The sequence below is a fragment of the Mesorhizobium sp. genome (assembly GCF_004963255.1).
Taxonomy (GTDB): Bacteria; Pseudomonadota; Alphaproteobacteria; order Rhizobiales; family Rhizobiaceae; genus Mesorhizobium.
Window position 1 is genome coordinate 40,606 of sequence record NZ_SUGA01000029.1, and the last position, 15,888, is coordinate 56,493.

Below are 15,888 nucleotides of genomic sequence, written 5' to 3' on the forward strand. Positions count from 1 at the left end.
AGTGGCTGAATTTGTGGCGGAGGCAAGGCGGCAAGGACCAACTGCCTGTGATAAGATCAGTAGCAGCGAGGGGACTTTGCAATGCGTCTTTTTCTAGTGGCGGCGACCGCATATCTGGCCTGCGCCGCGGCGGCGCTTGCCGCGGACAAGACCGTTCACGATAGGGAGCACGGCTTTTCGCTGACCTATCCCGAGGAATGGGCGAGCGAAACCGCCTTTGACAACACCATCCGGCTCAAGATCAAGTCCGGCGAAAAAGGCCTGACCTGCAGGGTGTCGCAAAATGCCTACGACCCGACCGCTCCGGACAATCCGCCTGATGTCAGGGCGTTCATGGAGAAAGACTGGCAGATGAGCAACTGGCAGACCACGGTCGGCGTCGCTTATCAATCGGCCAGCTTCAGCCAGGACAGGCTGGCGCATTTCCCGGACGGCTATCCGGTGCGGATCGCCGACATGGATTTCCACTATATGGATGAGAACGTCAGCTTCTACGGCCATTCCCGCATCGCGCTGACGCTGCGCAGCTCGCATTACGGCTTCGTGGACTGCGGGGTCTCGGCCGACAGCGCCGAGGAGGCCGCGCGCAAATGGGCGCCGTTTGCGGATCGGGCGGACAAGATCGTGAGCTCGTTCGTGCTCGACGCGGATTAGACGAAAAGGCCGCGCTCCCGTTCCACCGCCTTGGTGATGAAATTGGCGACCAGCTGGACGCGGCGCAGCGGCCGCACCGATTCATGATAGACCAGCCAGTAGGCGCGGCGGATGGGCGCGACGATGTCGACCGGCACCAGTTCCGGCATCGAACGAGCGACGAATGTGTGCAGGATCCCGATGCCGGCGCCGGAGCGCACTGCTTCGGCCTGGCCGAGCGCCGAGGAAATGGCGAAGCTGGTGCGCCATTCGGGACTAAACTCGGCGGCATAGTCGAGCGAAGGGCTGACGATGAGGTCCGGCACATAGCCGATCAGCGTGTGCCGGGCGAGTTCCACCGGCGTTTTGGGCAGGCCGTTGGCCTCGGCATAGGCGCGCGACGCGAAGAGGCCGAGCGTGTAGTCGACCAGCTTGCCAGCCACCAGCCGGCCTTCGGTCGGCCGCTCGACGGTGATCGCGATATCGGCTTCGCGCCTGGACAGCGAGAAGGAGCGCGGCACCGGCACAAGCTGGATGGTGAGCTCGCGGTGAAGCGCGGTGATCTCGCCAAGGCGCTTTGCCAGGAAAGCGACGCCAAACCCGTCGGGCGCGCCGATGCGCACAGTGCCGGACACGTCATCACCCTCGCCGGCAATGGTCGAGCGCGCGGCGATCATATCGCCTTCCATGCGCTCGGCGATGTCGAGGAAGCGCTCGCCGGCCGGCGTCAGCTCGCTGCCGGTGGTGAGGCGGCGGAAGAGCTTTGTCCTTAATGCTTCCTCGAGCGCGGCGATGCGGCGCGAGACGGTGGCGTGGTTGAGCTCCAGACGTTTCGCCGCGCCCAGGATCTGGCCGGCGCGCGCCACGGCGAGGAAGATGCGGACGTCATCCCAGTTCATGGGGATGGTCTGCACGATGATTGTCAACGCTGCGTTCCTTCGCGCCCCCCTTTGTCCTGCCGGACATCTCCCCCACAAGGGGGGAGATTGGCAGTGTCGCCGGCAGCGCTTTCTCCTGCATCGGCGATTGGCGAAAACCGACGCGACATCTGATCTCCCCCCTTGTGGGGGAGATGGCCGGCAGGCCAGAGGGGGGCGCGAGAAAACTCAACCTGAGAAGTCCTTCACGTCAGGCATTTGCGACAATTAATGCACACTCCACTGCCGCTGTCTATTTACCGCACAACGGTTGCGATCTTCCTCGCGTTGCCATCGCCGCCGCAAAGGCGGACAATGGCACCATCACTAAATCCAGGGAGAGAAACATGATCGAATACGGTCATTTCATCGGCGGCAAGCGTGTCGCCGGCACCAGCGGCCGCAAGCAGGATGTGATGCAGCCGATGGACGGCTCCGTGCGCGGCACGGTGGCGCTGGCCTCGCAGGCGGAATTGCGCGCTGCGGTCGAGAACGCCAAGGCGGCGCAGCCGAAATGGGCCGCCACCAACCCGCAGCGCCGCGTGCGCGTGCTGATGAAATTCCTCGAGCTGGTCGCCCGCGACTATGACGAATTGGCCGACATCCTGGCGCGCGAGCACGGCAAGACCATCGCCGACGCGCGCGGCGACATCCAGCGCGGCCTCGAAGTGGTCGAGGTCTGCATCGGCGCGCCACATATGATGAAGGGCGAGTACACCGACGGCGCCGGCCCCGGCATCGACGTCTATTCGATGCGCCAGCCGCTCGGCGTCGTCGCCGGCATCACCCCGTTCAACTTCCCGGCCATGATCCCGTTGTGGAAGATCGCGCCGGCCATCGCCTGCGGCAACGCCTTCATCCTGAAGCCGTCCGAACGCGACCCGGGCGTGCCGCTGCGTATCGCCGAGCTCTTCATCGAGGCCGGCCTGCCCGAGGGCGTCCTCAACGTCGTGAACGGCGACAAGGAAGTGGTCGACGCCATCCTCGACGATCCGGACATCAAGGCCATCGGCTTCGTCGGCTCGACGCCGATCGCCCACTACATCTATTCGCGCGGCACGGCTTCCGGCAAGCGCGTGCAGTGCTTCGGCGGCGCCAAGAACCACATGATCATCATGCCCGACGCCGACATGGACCAGACGGTCGATGCCCTCATCGGCGCCGGCTACGGCTCGGCCGGCGAGCGCTGCATGGCGATCTCGGTGGCGGTCCCGGTTGGCAACGACACCGCCAACCGGCTCATGGAAAAGCTCGTGCCGCGCGTCGAAAGCCTGAAGGTCGGCCCCTCGACGGATTCTTCCGCCGATTTCGGCCCGCTGGTGACGGCACAGGCGCTGGAGCGCGTGAAGGGTTACGTCGATATCGGCGTCAAGGAAGGCGCCAAGCTCGTCGTCGACGGCCGCGGCTTCAAGATGCAGGGCTATGAGAACGGCTATTATATGGGCGGCTGCCTGTTCGACGATGTCACCGCCGACATGCGCATCTACAAGGAAGAGATCTTCGGCCCGGTGCTCTCGGTGGTGCGCGCGCCGCGCTACGAGGACGCCATCAAGCTCGCCAACGACCATGAGATGGGCAACGGCGTCGCCATCTTCACCCGCGACGGCGACGCGGCCCGTGACTTTGCCAGCCGCGTTCAGGTCGGCATGGTCGGCGTCAACGTGCCGATTCCGGTTCCGATTGCCTATTACACCTTCGGCGGCTGGAAGGCGTCGTCCTTCGGCGACCTCAACCAGCACGGCCCGGACGCGTTCCGCTTCTACACCAAGACCAAGACGGTCACCTCGCGCTGGCCGTCCGGCATCAAGGACGGCGCGGAATTCGTCATCCCGACGATGAATTAGCCGGACGGTCTTTTGGCTGCGCGTCCTCGCCGCGTTGCGGCTGCGGGCGCGCGGCAGGCATCAAGGACGGTGCTGAGTTCGTCATCCCGACGATGAACCAGCCGGACGGTTTTCTAAGAGCTTTCAAGGAAGCGCGGTGCAGACCGCGCTTTCTTTTTATGCTGCGTCGACCCTCTCGCTTTTCGGTTCTATGTCCAACCTCAGGTGCATGATTCCAGGAACGGCACGTCGAGAGCGTATCCGCACCTTCTAAAATTCCATCGCCGTGTGATGGAACCAACAGACCGGTATCTGCCTTAGGCTGTATTCCTGCCATGCGTGCAGGCAACCGAACAGCGCCGGTGGCAGCCGGGGTTCTCGTCTGGCGCGAGGAGGTGTCAGATGACACGATTTGTTGTGGCGGCAATGTTGGCGACGGCGGCGATCATCCTTGGAGCCGCCCCGGCAAGCGCGGCGGCGCAATGCGCGGCCCGCGCCGACATCATCAAGGCGCTGGGCGACAAGTTCCACGAAACCGAGGCCGGGCGCGGTCTGATCAACCCGAACGTCGTGCTGGAGATTTTCGTCTCCGATCAGGGCAGCTGGACGGTCCTTGCCTCCGACACCAAGGGGCAAAGCTGCGTTCTGTCGGTCGGCGAGGGCTGGGACAGCCCGACGATCAGGGCGGCGATGCCGGGCGCCTGAACGAAGGCTGTGCCGCAGCGAGCCTGGCGGCAGGATGCCGCTCAGACTGTCGGTATCGTACCGCCGTCAATGACATATTCGGCGCCGTGGATCGCCGATGCACGATCCGAAACCAGGAAGGCGACCAGCTCCGCGATCTCTCGCGGCCATGCCGGCCGGCCGATCGGGATACCGCCCAGCGCATCCATGATGCCCTGACGGGCGGTTTCTTCGTCCGACCCGGCATGGGCGGCCAAACGCTTGACCATGGCTTCCGATGCGCTGGTGTGAATCCAGCCTGGCGCCACGGCGTTGACGCGGATGCCTTTGGGGCCGAGTTCCTTGGATAGTGCCTTGCTGTAGGTCGAGAGCGCGGCCTTTGCCGCCGCATAGGCAATGGTGGATTCGTGCAAGGGCAGGCGGCGCTGGATCGACGAGATATGAACGATCGCGCCCGATCCCTGCTTGATCATCTCGGGAACGAGCAATCGGTCGAGCCTCACCGCCGCAAGCAGATTGAGATTGAGTTCGTCCTGCCAGATCCGGTCGGACAGCGCCGCGAAACCGCCGCCTGGGCTTTTCGACCCGCCAACGCTGTGAATGACGATGTCGATGCCGCCAAGTCCGTCGATAGTGGCGGCGGCAACGTTTGCCGCACCGTCGAGAGTGGCGACGTCAGCCTGCACGAAGAGTTCTGCCGGTGATCCGGCGTCGGGCGAACGGGCGGTTGTCGCGACCCTTGCGCCTGCCGCGGCAAGCCGGTGAACGATAGCCTCGCCCGCGCCTTTGGTGCCGCCGGTGACCAGCACGCGCTTGCCCCGGAACTCCTGGTCATCGATCGCGAATGTCTGCCGGATGGTCACAGGCCGATCTCCAGTTTCGCGATCCGGTCGCCGCCCAGCGTGAAATTGTAGTGGAGCGTTATCGGGCTGCCGGGGAAATCTCCGGAGACGATACCGGCGATCCGCCATGCGTTGGCTGTGACACCGGCCTCCTTCACCTCGACTTTCGCGTGATATTTGTCGGTCGTGCTTTGCATCCACTGACGGATCGCTTCGGTTCCGCGATGGGTCTCGCCTTCGTCCTTGACGATGGCCTCCGGTGCGAAAGGCGCGAGCATCGCGTCGATGTCGTGGCGGTTGTTGGCGGCGAAATAATCCGCCAACGGCGGAGGAAGGGTCACGGTCACGGTTTGTCTCCGATTGGATGCCGTCGTCTGTAGGAGGGGGCGGCTGTTGTCGGCCGCTAAGATGAGGTATGCTGTGGAAATGACAAGAACCGACGAAAAAGTAAGGTACTTACCTGGAAGTGAGCCCGAGCCTCTGACGCCTTCGTCCGCCGCGATCGGCGTCGAGAACGTGCTGCGCATTCTCGAAGGCCGGTGGAAGCTGGTGATCCTGTTTCACCTGTTCGGCGGCAAGGTGCTGCGCTTCTCCGACCTCGAGCGGGCCATTCCCGCGATCTCGCAAAAGATGCTGATCCAGCAACTCAGGCAGATGGAAGCCGACGGCATCGTGCGCCGCATCGTCCATCACCAGGTGCCGCCGAAGGTCGAATACTGTCTGACCGACTGGGGTCAGGCGCTGTGCCCGGCTCTCGATGCCTTGCTGAAGTGGGCGGCGAAAAAAGAGCCGGCTGACAACTGACGGGATTAACGCGTCGCGGCGACCTCCGCGTGGCCGCGCAGCAGCGCCATCAGTTTCTTGGCGTCCTTGGCGGCGCCTTCCTCGTCGCCGTCGAGGATCGAGCGGATCAACGCGACATGATGCTCGGCTGATTCGGCAAGACCGGTGTCGGCCTTGTAGCGGAACCAGAAGCGGCGGCTGTGGCTCTGCAGGGGGGCGGCCACTCGCGCCGCGAAGGGATTGTCGGCGGCGATGGCCAGCGCCTCGTCGAGCGCCTTGTCGGCCTGAATGAAGGCAAGCACGTTGCCCGAGATCACCGCCTTCTGCATCGCGAGCGCCGCCTCGTGAAACAGGTCGGCGGCCTCGCGGGTGACGAAGCGGGCGGCCGAGCGGGCGAGCACGACCTCGATGCCGCGCCGTGCATCGAGCACCCGCAGCCAATCGCCGGCGTGAAGCGGCGCGACCGCGATGCCGGCGCGGGGTCTTATGTCGAGAAGCCCTTCCCAGGCCAGCCTCTGGATTGCCTCCCGCACAGGCGTGCGTCCGAGACCGAGGCGATCGATCAGCGCGCCTTCCGTGACGAAGCTCGATGGCGCCAGCTCGAGCGTGACGATCATGTGCTCCAGCGCGCGATAGGCCTTGGTCGCCGCCGGTTCGAAGGCGGTGTTCGCGTCAGCGGATATCAGTGGGGAGATCAATGGCAGGCTCCTGATATATTTTTCGTATATCATAACGGATTCAGCGTTGACACGCCAATTCTTAATAGATATACGACTGATATATCAGAGGAGAGACAAGCCATGTGGACCGGAGTTTTCCCAGCAGTCACGACCAAATTCACCGCCGACGACCGCCTCGACCATGCCGAGATGGAGCGTTGCTACTCCCTGCAGATGGAGGCCGGCTGCGACGGCCTCATCGTCTGCGGTTCGCTCGGCGAAGGGCCGATGCTGTCGCCTGACGAGAAGATCGAAGTGCTGAAGACGGCCCAGAAGATCGCCGGCAAGAAGCCGGTGCTCTTGACCGTCAACGAGCCCGGCACCCGCGAGGCGGCAAGCATCGCGCGCCGCGCGGCCAGGGAAGGCGCCGACGGCCTGATGGTGGTGCCGAGCCCGATCTACCACACCAACCCCGAAGAGACCGTAGCCGCCCTGCGTGCTGTTGCGGAAGCCGGCGACCTGCCGGTGATGATCTACTCCAACCGGCTCGCCTATCGCGTCGACGTCACCGTCGACCTGATGGAGGAGCTGGCGTCCGACAAGCGCTTCGTCGCCATCAAGGAATCCTCCGACGACATTCGCCGCTCGACCGAGATCATCAATCGCTTCGGCGATCGCTACGACCTCTTCACCGGCGTCGACAATCTCGCCTTCGAGGCGCTGTCGGTCGGCGCCATCGGCTGGGTCGCCGGCCTCGTCACCGCCTTCCCGCGCGAGACCGTCGCGATCTACCAGCTGATGCGGCAGGGTCGCCGCGAGGAGGCGCTGGCGATCTATCGCTGGTTCCGGCCCCTGCTCGACCTCGATGTCTCGACCTATCTGGTCCAAAACATCAAGCTTGCCGAAGTGCTGGCGATCGGTACGAATGACCGCGTGCGCATGCCGCGCCAGCCGCTGTCGGGCGAACGCCGCAAGGCTGTCGAGAAGATCGTCCGGGACGCGCTGGCGGTGCGGCCGACGCTGCCGTCGCTCCAGACGTCTCCTCGATCGACGGACAGGCTGGTGGCGGCCGAATAAGGACAGCCTTCACGTGCAGGAAAATTCCGAGGAGGGGCGCCGCCCTTCATCCGCCCTTCGGGCCTCTTCTCACCGTGAACGGGGAGAAGCGGAAGACATCGCCATCATCGGCGGCGGCATCATCGGCATCTGCGCCGCGGCCCTGCTCGCGGAAGCGGGGCGCAGCGTAACCGTCTTCGACCGTACCGGCGTGTGCGAGGAGACCAGCTCCGGCAATGCCGCCGCCTTCGCCTTCTCCGACGTGCTGCCGCTGGCGCATAAGGGGATGATCCGGCAATTGCCGAAATGGCTCGTCGATCCGCTCGGGCCGTTGGCCATTCCGCCGGCCTATCTGCCGAAACTCCTGCCCTGGCTGATCCGCTTCTGGCGGGCGGGCGCGGCGAAGCATTACGAGATGAGCCTCGCCACACAGGCCGGCATGATGAAGCTTGCTGAGGCCGAGTGGATGGGCCTGCTCGACCGCTCCGGCACGCGGCCGATGCTGCGCGAGGACGGCTCGCTGGAGTTCTATGAGAGCGAGGCGGAGTTCCGCGCCTCGCTGTCTGGCTGGGCCGAGCGGCAGCGGTTCGGCATCGGCTTCCGGCATGTCGAAGGCGAGGAGATGGCGGCGCTCCAGCCGGGTCTTTCGCCGCGCTTCGTCAAGGGCACCTTCGTGCCGGGCTGGAAGACGGTCGCCGACCCCAAGCTGCTCGGCAAGGCGGTCTGGGCCTATGCGGAAAAGCTTGGCGCCCGTTTCGAGCATGCGCGGGTCGGGCGCGTGGAGGCAGGTGCGAACGGCCCGACGATCGTGCTGGCCGATGGCACAAGACGAACGGCAAGCAGGCTTGTGATCGCCGCCGGCGCCTGGTCGCATCTCCTGGCGAAAAATCTCGGCGATCGGATCCCGCTCGAAACCGAGCGCGGCTACAACACGACGCTGCCGGCGTCGGCTTTCGATGTGAAGCGGCAGCTGATCTTTTCCGGGCACGGCTTCGTCATCACGCCGCTGCAGACGGGCCTGCGCGTCGGCGGCGCAGTCGAGCTCGGCGGGATCGAGCGGCCGCCCAACTTCGCCCGTTCCAAGGCCATGCTGGAAAAGGCAAAACGTTTCCTGCCTGGGCTCGACCCGTCGGACGGCCGCGAGTGGATGGGCTATCGCCCGTCGCTGCCGGATTCGCTGCCGGTGATCGGCGAGGCGCGCGCGCCCAATGTCTACTACGCTTTCGGACACGGCCATCTCGGCCTCACCCAGTCGGCGGCGACCGGCCGCTTGATCCGCGATCTCGTTCTCGGGCAGACTCCGCCGCTCGATCTGACCCCTTTCCGTCCAGGACGTTTCTGAAAAGAGAGTATGATGGCCAAGAAATCCTTCTTCTGCATCGACGGCCACACCTGCGGCAATCCGGTGCGTCTTGTCGCCGGCGGCGGGCCGCTGCTCGAAGGCTCGACGATGATGGAGCGGCGGGCGCATTTCCTCGCCGAATATGACTGGATCCGCACCGGGCTGATGTTCGAGCCGCGCGGCCATGACGTGATGTCGGGCTCTATCCTCTATCCGCCGACGCGCGAGGATTGCGACATCGCCATCCTGTTCATCGAGACGTCGGGCTGCCTGCCGATGTGCGGCCACGGCACGATCGGCACGGTAACGATGGCGATCGAGCATGGGCTGGTGAAGCCGAAGACGCCGGGCGTGCTCAGGCTCGACACGCCCGCCGGCCTGGTCATCGCCGAATACAAGCAGGTTGGCGAATATGTCGAGGAGGTGCGCATCACCAACGTGCCCTCCTTCCTCTATGCCGAAGGCCTGACCGTCGAATGCCCGATGCTCGGCGAGATCAGCGTCGATGTCGCCTATGGCGGCAATTTCTACGCCATCGTCGAGCCGCAGAAGAACTACCGGGACATGGCCGATTACACGGCCGGCGACCTCATCGCCTGGAGCCCCGTGGTGCGCCAGCGTCTCAACGAGAAATATACCTTCGTGCATCCGGAGAATCCCGGCATCAACCGTCTGTCCCACATGCTGTGGACGGGCAAGCCGCGGAATGCCGAGGCCGATGCGCGCAACGCGGTGTTCTATGGCGACAAGGCGATCGACCGCTCGCCTTGCGGCACCGGCACCTCGGCGCGGATGGCGGAGCTCCACGCCAAGGGCAAGCTCAAGGAAGGCGACAGTTTTGTCCACGAATCGATCATCGGCTCGCTGTTCAAGGGCAGGGTGGAGAAAGAGGTTTCCGTTGCCGGCAAGCCGGCGATCATTCCCTCGATCGGTGGCTGGGCGCGGATGACGGGACTCAACACCATCTTCATCGACGACCGCGATCCGTTCGCGCACGGCTTCATCGTGACGTGATCGTCAGCCGGACTATCCAGCTGGCTTGCCGGTCAAGCCTCGGCTTTGACCGAAACCTGATCGCGGAACCATTCGGCGAACCTGACCTCGGCAGAGGAGGGCTGCGCCGACATGGTCAGGAAATAACCCTTGTCGTCGTCGGTCGAAATATCGGAGAGGACGACGAGGTCGCCGCGCCTTAGCTCCTCGCGAAAAACCTCGACCGGGCACAATGCCACGCCGTGCCCGGCGATGACCGCGGTCGCCAGTATGTTGAAATCGGCAAAAACCGGGCCGCTCCCGACATCGCGCCCTTCGACCCTGGCCTTGGAAAACCATTCCTGCCAGCCCTGGCGCGTCTCGTCGTGCAACAGATCCGCCGCCGCGATGGCCGCCACCGTTTCCAGCCGCCCCTTGCGCGCAAGATAGTGCGGACTGCAAGCAGGCCGGCTGATGCGGGAAAACAGCTTGAGGCTCGTGACATGCGGCGAGGGATCGGCGCCGAGCGTGATGAGGATGTCGTTGTCTTCCTCGAGCCGATCCTCGGCCTTGGCGTAGGCTACACGGATCGCGATCTCGGGATGGCGCGCCGTGAAATCCGACAGGCGCGGCACTAGCCAGCGGCTGGCGATCGAGGGAATGCAACCCACCGACAGCGATGCCTGGGCGGCGCTTCTGCGAATGCGGCGACAGGTCGCGCCCAGCTCCGACAGCGCCGCGCTCGCTGACGCCTGCAGGATAAGCCCGGCCTCCGTCAGGCGCACCTTGCGGGCGTCGCGATGAAACAATGCGACGCCAAGCCACTCCTCCAGGCGTCTGATTTGGTGACTGATGGCAGGGTGGGTGACATGCAGTTCCTCGCCGGCAGCGGAGAAACTGAGGTGGCGAGCGGTCGCCTCGAAGGCCCGGATGGCATTCAGCGGCAGATAGTCCATCTGTAAAATTCTCTAACAGAAAGGGCCAAAATCCATCATTTGAAGCATGGCGCAACCTGAGTCATTGATCTGGGCCGACGGCGCAAAATCTAACCGGGCCAGACCAATAAGTCGATGCTCGCCCGCCGAATTCGAGGGCGTGGCGCCGCTTCTCAAACCTGATTTCATGGAAAGACGCGATGTTCACCAGACAATTGGCTGATGTAGAAAAAACTGACTTCTTCGTCGACTGGGGCAACGGCACCAGCCATCGGTTGCTGACGAGCCAAGACGGCATGGGCTTCACCATATGTCACACGGTGGTGCGCGCCGGCAGCGAATCGCGACTGCAGTACCGGCGGCACCTGGAGGCCTGCTACTGCATCTCCGGCAGCGGCGAGGTCGAGGACATGACCGGCACGGTCCATCGCGTCGAGCCGGGCACGGTCTATGTGCTCGATGCCCATGACGACCATTTCCTGCGCGCCGACAGCGCCGGCGACATGGTGCTGGTGAGCGTCTTCAATCCGCCGCTCAAAGGCACTGAAAAGCACAGTCTCAATGGCGAGGAAGGCTCTGCTTACTGAGGCGTCGCTTCAAGGTTCTCTGTTGTGGCGCGGCGCCTTGGCCGAAGGGCGCCGCACCGTCACATGCCCGTCACAGATGACGGAATCCTAACCTAGCGGAAGGTGCGGTGACCGGAAACCGGGCGCTTCGGTTGGCGCAAGGATTCCTCTCATCAATTTATTTTGACGCTGGTTTCTTCGACACGAGGCCCATCATAAGGCTGAATCGTCAAAGACATTGCGTTGTGCCAATGCTAGGGTCCGCGATAGTCCAGGGGTCGGGTGTGAAAAAACGGGCAATCGGACCGCGTGCTTCCAAACCACGCAGAGCGATTGAAAAATCACGTTGCAATCCGGGCTCGAAACTTTACGACTAGGGGAAATACGACAAGGAGTGCGATCCGAAAACGGGCGACATTCCAGGGGAGCCGCGTAAATATGCAGTACTTCGTCCAGCAGCTTATCAATGGGCTGACGCTGGGATCTATCTATGGGCTGATCGCGATCGGCTATACGATGGTCTACGGCATCATCGGCATGATCAATTTCGCCCATGGCGACATTTTCATGGTCGGCGCCTTCACCGCCCTCATCGTCTTCCTGATCCTCGGCGCGTTGTTCTATTCGGTGCCGGTCGTGGTGGCGCTTCTGATCATGATGATCGTGGCGATGCTTCTGACCAGCCTCTACAACTGGACGATCGAGAAGGTGGCCTACCGGCCGCTGCGCGGTTCGTTCCGGCTGGCGCCGCTGATCACCGCCATCGGCATGTCGATCGCGCTCTCCAACTTCGTGCAGGTCACGCAAGGCCCGCGCAACAAGCCGATCCCGCCGCTGGTCAGCCAGGTCTACACGATCGACGGCATCAGCATCTCGCTGAAGCAGATCATCATCGTGATCGTCACCATCGCGCTGCTCGCGGTCTTCTGGTACCTGGTCAACAGGACGGCGCTCGGTCGCGCCCAGCGCGCCTGCGAGCAGGATCGCAAGATGGCGGCGCTGCTCGGCATCGACGTCGACCGCACCATCTCCATCACCTTCATCATGGGCGCCGCCCTTGCCGCCGTCGCGGGCACGCTGTTCCTGATGTACTACGGCGTCGTGGTGTTCTCCGACGGCTTCGTGCCGGGCGTTAAGGCCTTCACCGCGGCCGTGCTCGGCGGCATCGGCTCGCTGCCGGGCGCGGTGCTCGGCGGGCTCTTGATCGGCTTCATCGAGAGCATGTGGTCGGCCTATTTCTCCATCGACTACAAGGACGTCGCAGCGTTTTCGATCCTGGCGATCGTGCTCATCTTCCTGCCCTCCGGCATCCTCGGCCGGCCTGAAGTCGAAAAGGTCTGATCCTCATGGCCGTTACCGTGTCCTCGGAGCGCGACACCGTCGCCACTCCCATCCAGCGCGCTTTTCGTGAGGCGCTCTATGCCGGCGCCATCTCGCTCGGCCTGTTCGTGCTGTTCATCGGTCTCAGGACAGACCAGAACATCAGCAACGAACTGATCCTGGTGCAGCGCTGGGGCCTGCTCGCCATCGTGGTCATTGCCGTCACGCTCGGCCGTTTTGCCTATGTGGCGTATGCGATTCCGGCGATGGAGCGGTCGAAGGCCGAGAAGGCGACGGCACCCGCCGTCGTCGCCGAACCTGGCTTCCTGAAGCGGAACTTCAACAGGATCGGCCTTGTCGTCCTACTGCTCTATCCAATCGCGATGGTGCTCCTGTTCGGCTTCCAGGGCTCGCTCAAATGGGTCGACAATTTCGGCATCCAAATCCTGATCTATGTGATGCTGGCCTGGGGCCTCAACATCGTCATCGGGCTGGCCGGCCTGCTCGATCTGGGCTACGTCGCCTTCTATGCCGTCGGCGCCTATGCCTACGCGTTGCTTGGCACGCATTTCGGCCTGTCGTTCTGGATCCTTTTGCCGGCCGCGGGCTGCATGGCGGCCTTCTGGGGCGTCATGCTCGGCTTCCCGGTGCTCAGATTGCGCGGCGACTATCTGGCGATCGTGACCCTTGCCTTCGGTGAGATCATCCGCCTGGTGCTCATCAACTGGCGTGAGGTCACCAATGGTTCGGCCGGTATCTCGGGCATTCCGAAAGTGTCGTTCTTCGGCCTGATGTCTTTCAACGTCTCCGACCCGAACTACATCGCCAAGGTTCTGCACATTGCCCAATCAGGGGCCTACTACAAGATCTTCCTCTACTATCTCGCCCTGGCGCTCTGCCTGCTCACCGCCTTCGTCACCATCAGGCTTCGTCGCCTGCCGGTGGGGCGCGCCTGGGAAGCGTTGCGCGAAGACGAGATCGCCTGTCGCTCTCTCGGCATCAACACCACCACCACCAAGCTGACGGCGTTCGCCACGGGCGCCATGTTCGGCGGCTTTGCCGGCTCGTTCTTCGCGGCCCGGCAGGGTTTCGTCAGCCCTGAATCCTTCGTCTTCCTTGAATCGGCGATCATCCTCGCCATCGTCGTTCTCGGCGGCATGGGGTCGCTGGGCGGTATTGCCGTGGCGGCGCTGGTGATGATCGGCGGCACCGAGATCCTGCGCGAACTCGACTTCCTCAAGGCCGTGTTCGGGCCAGACTTCACGCCGGAACTCTACCGCATGCTGCTGTTCGGCATGGCCATGGTCATCGTCATGCTGTGGAAGCCGCGCGGCTTCGTCGGCAGTCGAGAACCGACGGCCTTCCTGAAAGAACGAAGAGCGGTCTCGGCGTCCTTCACCAAGGAGGGGCACGGCTGATGAACGCGCAAGCTTCCGCAAACGACTTCATCCTGCAGGTCGAACATCTTTCGATGAAGTTCGGAGGCCTGGTCGCCATCGGCGACCTGTCCTTCCAGGCCAGGCGCGGCGAGATCACCGCACTGATCGGCCCGAACGGCGCCGGCAAGACAACGGTGTTCAACTGCATTACCGGTTTCTACAAGCCGTCAGAAGGCATGCTGACGCTGAACCGGCGCGATGGTTCGACCTACCTGCTCGAGCGCCTGCCCAACCACGAGATCCCGGCGCGCGCCAAGGTGGCGCGCACTTTCCAGAACATCCGCCTGTTCTCCGGCATGACGCTCTTGGAAAACCTTCTGGTGGCGCAGCACAACAAGCTGATGAAGGCCTCTGGCTACACCTTCCTCGGCCTGTTCGGCTTCCCGAGCTATCGCCAGGCGTCCGCCGAGTCGATCGATCTTGCCAGGCACTGGCTGGAAAAGGCCGACCTCGTCGATCGCGCCGACGATCCGGCCGGCGATCTGCCCTATGGCGCGCAGCGGCGCCTGGAGATCGCGCGCGCCATGTGCACGGGGCCGGAGCTCTTGTGCCTGGACGAGCCGGCCGCTGGCCTCAACCCGAAGGAATCGGCGGCGCTCAACGACCTGCTGATGGACATCAAGAACAACACCGGCACGTCCATCCTGCTCATCGAGCACGACATGTCGGTGGTGATGCAGATTTCCGATCACGTTGTGGTGCTCGAATACGGCCGCAAGATTTCCGACGGCAATCCGCAATCGGTCCGTACCGATCCGCGCGTCATCGCCGCCTATCTCGGCGTCGACGACGAAGAGGTCGAGACGGTGCTGACCGAAGTCGGCGACGAGGACGTCATCGAGCAGCTCGATACGGGTCCCGACTCCGCGCATGGCCCAGGCAACTCCGCTTCGATGATGGCGGGTCCGGTTTCCGACAGTGTCGAACATGCGGACGAGGGCGAGCGGGTAACCGTGTCCAAGGGCGCGTCGAAAGCGGCGCAGGTCGACGCCCGCGCCGCCTCGATCGCCAGCAAGCCGCAATCGGCAGCCAAGCCGGCCGCGAAATCCAGCGCAGCGAAAGCAGCGCCTAAAAAGCCGGCCGCCAAGGCTTCAGCCGCGAAAACCGGCAGCGCTTCGAAGGGCAAGGAAACCGCGGCCAAGCCCACAGCGGGCAAGCCTGGAGGGCGCAAATAATGGCCGGCACAACGCTGCTCGACATCAAGGGGGTCGAGACCTATTACGGCAACATCCGGGCGCTGAATGGCGTCGATGTCAGCGTCAACCAGGGTGAGATCGTGGCGCTGATCGGCGCCAACGGCGCCGGCAAGTCGACGCTGATGATGACCATCTTCGGCGCACCGCGCGCCCGCGCCGGCACCATCACCTTCGCCGGTACCGACATCACCAAGATGCCGACCCATGAAATCGCGCGGCTGCGCATCGCGCAATCCCCGGAAGGCAGACGCATCTTCCCGCGCATGACGGTGATGGAAAATCTGCAGATGGGCGCCAGCCTCGACAATCTCAAGCATTACGACGAGGACGTCGAGAAGGTGTTCACGCTGTTCCCGCGCCTGAAGGAGCGCATCGGGCAGCGCGGCGGGACGCTGTCGGGCGGCGAGCAGCAGATGCTGTCGATCGGTCGCGCGCTGATGGCGCGGCCGAAGCTCTTGCTGCTCGACGAGCCGTCGCTTGGTCTCGCGCCGCTGATCGTCAAGCAGATTTTCGACGCCATCCGCGAGCTCAACAAGACGCAGGGGCTGACCGTGTTCCTGGTCGAGCAGAATGCCTTCGGCGCCTTGAAGCTGGCCGACCGCGGCTATGTCATGGTCAACGGCAATGTGACCATGAGCGGCTCCGGCAAGGAACTGCTCGCCAATCCGGAAGTGCGCGCCGCCTATCTCGAAGGCGGTCATCACTAAGAGAGGTCTTCATC

The 15,888-nt window shown here is 63.8% G+C and carries 16 protein-coding genes and 1 pseudogene; 12 read left to right on the forward strand and 5 right to left on the reverse strand.

The features are described from left to right. Positions 1-81: 81 nt before the first annotated feature. Positions 82-654, forward strand: coding sequence for a hypothetical protein (locus E5X34_RS24375; protein WP_292569965.1), 573 nt, complete (start codon positions 82-84; stop codon positions 652-654). Here E5X34_RS24375 and E5X34_RS24380 read toward each other — a convergent pair. Further along, positions 651-1,532, reverse strand: coding sequence for a LysR family transcriptional regulator (locus E5X34_RS24380; protein WP_292570066.1), 882 nt, complete (start codon positions 1,530-1,532; stop codon positions 651-653). The genes E5X34_RS24375 and E5X34_RS24380 overlap by 4 nt on opposite strands. Before the next feature lie 365 nt (positions 1,533-1,897). On the opposite strand from E5X34_RS24380, the gene E5X34_RS24385 reads away from it, so the two are divergent. After that, the gene (locus E5X34_RS24385; protein ID WP_292569968.1) at positions 1,898-3,394 is read left to right on the forward strand and encodes a CoA-acylating methylmalonate-semialdehyde dehydrogenase; all 1,497 of its coding nucleotides are present in this window, start codon (positions 1,898-1,900) and stop codon (positions 3,392-3,394) included. 381 nt (positions 3,395-3,775) lie between these two features. Further along, the gene (locus E5X34_RS24390; protein ID WP_292569972.1) at positions 3,776-4,078 is read left to right on the forward strand and encodes a hypothetical protein; all 303 of its coding nucleotides are present in this window, start codon (positions 3,776-3,778) and stop codon (positions 4,076-4,078) included. A gap of 41 nt (positions 4,079-4,119) precedes the next feature. Here E5X34_RS24390 and E5X34_RS24395 read toward each other — a convergent pair whose 3' ends face one another. Together E5X34_RS24395 and E5X34_RS24400 are read right to left on the reverse strand one after the other, a co-directional pair. After that, complete coding sequence (locus E5X34_RS24395) at positions 4,120-4,920, reverse strand: SDR family oxidoreductase (RefSeq protein ID WP_292569975.1); 801 nt, start codon at positions 4,918-4,920, stop codon at positions 4,120-4,122. Then, entirely contained in the window at positions 4,917-5,246 is a 330-nt protein-coding gene (locus E5X34_RS24400; RefSeq protein ID WP_292569979.1) for a nuclear transport factor 2 family protein, read from the reverse strand. Before E5X34_RS24400 ends, E5X34_RS24395 begins: the two co-directional genes overlap by 4 nt. A 79-nt stretch (positions 5,247-5,325) precedes the next feature. On the opposite strand from E5X34_RS24400, the gene E5X34_RS24405 reads away from it, so the two are divergent. Next, positions 5,326-5,703 carry a helix-turn-helix domain-containing protein gene (locus E5X34_RS24405; RefSeq protein ID WP_292570068.1) on the forward strand — a complete coding sequence of 126 codons (378 nt, stop codon included), beginning with the start codon at positions 5,326-5,328 and terminating at the stop codon, positions 5,701-5,703. Positions 5,704-5,708: 5 nt separating this feature from the next. Here the strand turns inward: E5X34_RS24405 and E5X34_RS24410 are convergent, their stop codons facing one another. Then, positions 5,709-6,413, reverse strand: coding sequence for a GntR family transcriptional regulator (locus E5X34_RS24410; protein ID WP_292569984.1), 705 nt, complete (start codon positions 6,411-6,413; stop codon positions 5,709-5,711). A 69-nt stretch (positions 6,414-6,482) separates the two neighbouring features. On the opposite strand from E5X34_RS24410, the gene E5X34_RS24415 reads away from it, so the two are divergent. The 3 genes from E5X34_RS24415 to E5X34_RS24425 are packed head-to-tail and all read left to right on the forward strand — an operon-like array spanning position 6,483 to position 9,753. After that, positions 6,483-7,418 carry a dihydrodipicolinate synthase family protein gene (locus tag E5X34_RS24415; RefSeq protein WP_292569987.1) on the forward strand — a complete coding sequence of 312 codons (936 nt, stop codon included), beginning with the start codon at positions 6,483-6,485 and terminating at the stop codon, positions 7,416-7,418. A 13-nt stretch (positions 7,419-7,431) separates the two neighbouring features. Further along, the gene (locus tag E5X34_RS24420) at positions 7,432-8,739 is read left to right on the forward strand and encodes an FAD-binding oxidoreductase (protein ID WP_292569990.1); all 1,308 of its coding nucleotides are present in this window, start codon (positions 7,432-7,434) and stop codon (positions 8,737-8,739) included. 12 nt (positions 8,740-8,751) lie between these two features. Then, positions 8,752-9,753: a 4-hydroxyproline epimerase gene (locus E5X34_RS24425; protein ID WP_292569993.1), complete on the forward strand. Its 1,002-nt coding sequence runs from the start codon at positions 8,752-8,754 to the stop codon at positions 9,751-9,753. Positions 9,754-9,785: 32 nt separating this feature from the next. Here E5X34_RS24425 and E5X34_RS24430 read toward each other — a convergent pair whose 3' ends face one another. Continuing rightward, positions 9,786-10,667 (reverse strand): LysR substrate-binding domain-containing protein, encoded by an 882-nt coding sequence (locus E5X34_RS24430; RefSeq protein ID WP_292569996.1) that lies wholly within the window; start codon positions 10,665-10,667, stop codon positions 9,786-9,788. Positions 10,668-10,846: 179 nt separating this feature from the next. Between E5X34_RS24430 and E5X34_RS24435 the strand changes: the two genes are divergently transcribed. The 5 genes and pseudogenes from E5X34_RS24435 to E5X34_RS24455 all read left to right on the forward strand — a co-directional run bounded on the left by E5X34_RS24435 (position 10,847) and on the right by E5X34_RS24455 (position 15,874). Then, positions 10,847-11,233, forward strand: coding sequence for an ectoine synthase (locus tag E5X34_RS24435; RefSeq protein ID WP_292569999.1), 387 nt, complete (start codon positions 10,847-10,849; stop codon positions 11,231-11,233). A gap of 417 nt (positions 11,234-11,650) precedes the next feature. After that, positions 11,651-12,553 (forward strand): branched-chain amino acid ABC transporter permease, encoded by a 903-nt coding sequence (locus E5X34_RS24440; RefSeq protein WP_042645691.1) that lies wholly within the window; start codon positions 11,651-11,653, stop codon positions 12,551-12,553. Between the two features lie 5 nt (positions 12,554-12,558). Next, entirely contained in the window at positions 12,559-13,950 is a 1,392-nt protein-coding gene (gene livM, locus E5X34_RS24445) for a high-affinity branched-chain amino acid ABC transporter permease LivM (RefSeq protein ID WP_292570002.1), read from the forward strand. Beyond that, positions 13,950-15,068 (forward strand): annotated as a pseudogene (locus E5X34_RS24450) (ABC transporter ATP-binding protein); the annotation flags it as partial. The gene livM and the pseudogene E5X34_RS24450, both read left to right, overlap by 1 nt. 77 nt (positions 15,069-15,145) lie before the next feature. Further along, positions 15,146-15,874, forward strand: coding sequence for an ABC transporter ATP-binding protein (locus E5X34_RS24455; protein ID WP_292570005.1), 729 nt, complete (start codon positions 15,146-15,148; stop codon positions 15,872-15,874). Positions 15,875-15,888 lie beyond the last annotated feature (14 nt).

What these genes read in the sequence shown, in the direction of transcription:
- E5X34_RS24440 (WP_042645691.1), top strand. Translation starts at nt 11,651, where the DNA reads ATGCAGTACTTCGTCCAGCAGCTTATCAATGGGCTGACGCTGGGATCT.
- livM (WP_292570002.1), top strand. Translation starts at nt 12,559, where the DNA reads ATGGCCGTTACCGTGTCCTCGGAGCGCGACACCGTCGCCACTCCCATC.
- E5X34_RS24430 (WP_292569996.1), bottom strand. Translation starts at nt 10,667, where the DNA reads ATGGACTATCTGCCGCTGAATGCCATCCGGGCCTTCGAGGCGACCGCT.
- E5X34_RS24410 (WP_292569984.1), bottom strand. Translation starts at nt 6,413, where the DNA reads ATGATATACGAAAAATATATCAGGAGCCTGCCATTGATCTCCCCACTG.
- E5X34_RS24405 (WP_292570068.1), top strand. Translation starts at nt 5,326, where the DNA reads ATGACAAGAACCGACGAAAAAGTAAGGTACTTACCTGGAAGTGAGCCC.
- E5X34_RS24380 (WP_292570066.1), bottom strand. Translation starts at nt 1,532, where the DNA reads ATGAACTGGGATGACGTCCGCATCTTCCTCGCCGTGGCGCGCGCCGGC.
- E5X34_RS24415 (WP_292569987.1), top strand. Translation starts at nt 6,483, where the DNA reads ATGTGGACCGGAGTTTTCCCAGCAGTCACGACCAAATTCACCGCCGAC.
- E5X34_RS24455 (WP_292570005.1), top strand. Translation starts at nt 15,146, where the DNA reads ATGGCCGGCACAACGCTGCTCGACATCAAGGGGGTCGAGACCTATTAC.
- E5X34_RS24375 (WP_292569965.1), top strand. Translation starts at nt 82, where the DNA reads ATGCGTCTTTTTCTAGTGGCGGCGACCGCATATCTGGCCTGCGCCGCG.
- E5X34_RS24390 (WP_292569972.1), top strand. Translation starts at nt 3,776, where the DNA reads ATGACACGATTTGTTGTGGCGGCAATGTTGGCGACGGCGGCGATCATC.
- E5X34_RS24425 (WP_292569993.1), top strand. Translation starts at nt 8,752, where the DNA reads ATGGCCAAGAAATCCTTCTTCTGCATCGACGGCCACACCTGCGGCAAT.
- E5X34_RS24385 (WP_292569968.1), top strand. Translation starts at nt 1,898, where the DNA reads ATGATCGAATACGGTCATTTCATCGGCGGCAAGCGTGTCGCCGGCACC.
- E5X34_RS24435 (WP_292569999.1), top strand. Translation starts at nt 10,847, where the DNA reads ATGTTCACCAGACAATTGGCTGATGTAGAAAAAACTGACTTCTTCGTC.